This window comes from Sphingomonas sp., assembly GCF_048594985.1.
GTDB lineage: Bacteria > Pseudomonadota > Alphaproteobacteria > Sphingomonadales > Sphingomonadaceae > Sphingomonas_I.
On sequence record NZ_JBMDXG010000195.1, the window covers coordinates 1 to 2,126 of the forward strand.

Consider the following 2,126-nt stretch of genomic DNA (forward strand, 5'->3'; position numbering starts at 1 on the left):
GTCCGCCTACACGTGTAAGGACGACAGACTGGTTGACCGAAGGGATGGTGAGTTCCCGTCCGAGCGCTGCAGCGGCTGCGGCAAAGGCCGGCACGCCGGGTGTCAACGTATAAGGGATGCCGAGGCGGTCGAGGCGGCGCATCTGCTCTGCCACCGCGCTCCAGATCGACAGATCGCCCGAATGCAGACGAGCCACGTCTTCTCCCGCCTCATCCGCGCGAACATATTCGGCTTCGATCTCATCGAGCGACATTGGGGCCGTGTCCACGAGGCGTGTCTCCGGACTGCACCAGTCGAGCATATCCTTGGGCACGATGGACCCGGCATAGAGGCAGACCGGGCAACGCGCGAGCAGATTGCGCCCGCGCACGGTGATGAGATCCGCCGCCCCGGGGCCGGCACCGATGAAGTGGACGGTCATGGCTTGCTCCAGCGCCATTGCGTGATGGGCATTGCCGGCCGCCAGCCTTGCATCTGGCCGAGGGGTACGGCCTGGCTGACGGCGAGGCGAACAAGTTCACCGCCGTGCTGGCTGAAAAGCGCGAGCAGCACCTGCTCCATCTCCAGGGTGACGGCATTGGCGACGAGCCGGCCGCCTGGACGCAGGGCCGCCAGAGCCGCATCCATCACGCCCGGATCGGTGCCCCCACCGCCCACGAAAATCGCATGCGGTTCATCAAGGCCTCCCAGGACCCCGGGCGCCGATCCCTGGGCCACACGGAGGTCGGGCACGCCGAAATTGTGTGCGTTGCGTCCGATGCGCTGCGCGCGCTCGGGATCGGCCTCGATGGCAATGGCGCGAAGGCTGGGATCGGCCAGCATCCATTCGATAGAGATGGATCCCGATCCCGCCCCGATGTCCCACAATACCTCGCGCGCACGCGGCGATAATGCAGCAAGCGTCACTGCGCGGATATCGCGTTTGGTGATCTGCCCGTCATGCTCGAATAACGCGTCGTCAAGGCCGGGGGATAGGGGAAGAATGCGGGCGCCGGGCAGGGGCACAACCGTTACCGCACAGATATTGAGCGGGTCGATGTCGTCGAGCACGAATCCGTCTGCCATTTGCGACCGGATAAGCTCGCGTGGCCCGCCAAGGGCTTCGAGTACGGTGATAATCGAACGCCCGAACCCGGCATCGGTGAGCAGCGTCGCAAGCGCGCCCGGGCCGTTTTCGTCCGACGTCAGTGCAAGAATTCTTGCGCCGGCATGCAGATGTGGCCGGATGAGATCGGTGGGGCGGCCATGGAGGGACAGGCAGGAGACCTCCTGCAGGGGCCATCCCAGGCGGGCGGCCGCAAGGCTGAAGGCGGACGAATGCGGCAGCACAAGCATCTGCGTGGGATCGACATGGCGCGACAGGGTAGCGCCCACTCCGAAATGGAAGGGATCACCGGAGGCCAGCACGCAGACCGCGCTTCCCCGCAGCGACAGGATAGCCTCGACAGACGCGGAAAACGGCGTCAGCCAGGGGTGGCGCTGGCCGGTCAGTATGGCGTCCGCCAGGTCGAGATGGCGTGCGCCGCCAAAGACATGCGCAGCACCCGCAACAGCATCGCGCGCTGCGGGCGAAAGGCCGGAAAGCCCGTCCTCGCCGATGCCGACAATGGTGAGCCACGGCACGCCCATCACATTGTTCCACGCGGCGAATAGACCAGCGGGTCCATGCCCGGCCGCTCGATGATCCGCGTTTCTGCCGACCCGATGATGACGCAGGTGGCCATGTCTGCCCGCTGCTGGTCGGCCTCGCCAAGCGGCACGACCACGAAATCTTCGTCCGGCCTCCCGACCGCGCGGCCGAACACGACTGGCGTGGTCACCGGCAGGATTTCGCGCAAAATGCGGAACGCCGTCGCCAGCTGCCACGGCCGGGCCTTCGAAATGGGGGTGTAGAGCGCGATCACCAGGCCTGCCTCGGCGACCGCACGCAGGCGACGCTCGATGACTTCCCAGGGCTTGAGATTGTCCGAGAGCGAAATGGCGCAGAAATCGTGTCCCAGCGGGGCTCCTGCGCGCGCTGCGACCGCCAGCATGGCGGTGACGCCGGGCAAGACGACGAAGTCGAGGCGCCGCCAGGTCTCGGGTCCAGTCTCGATGGCCTCGCAGATGGCTGCAGCCATGGCGAA

The 2,126-nt window shown here is 66.3% G+C and carries 3 protein-coding genes; all 3 read right to left on the bottom strand.

The features are described 5' to 3' along the window. A partial coding sequence (locus ACOJSF_RS07450; protein ID WP_420141582.1) for a cobalt-precorrin-4/precorrin-4 C(11)-methyltransferase occupies nt 1-421 on the bottom strand: 421 nt, incomplete at its 3' end. Then, nucleotides 418-1,629, bottom strand: a complete 1,212-nt coding sequence (gene cbiE / locus ACOJSF_RS07455) for a precorrin-6y C5,15-methyltransferase (decarboxylating) subunit CbiE (protein WP_420141583.1) — start codon at nt 1,627-1,629, stop codon at nt 418-420. The genes ACOJSF_RS07450 and cbiE, both read right to left, overlap by 4 nt. Further along, nucleotides 1,629-2,126, bottom strand: a 498-nt coding sequence (locus ACOJSF_RS07460) for an SAM-dependent methyltransferase (RefSeq protein ID WP_420141584.1), incomplete at its 5' end; no start/stop codon positions are given. The genes ACOJSF_RS07460 and cbiE, both read right to left, overlap by 1 nt.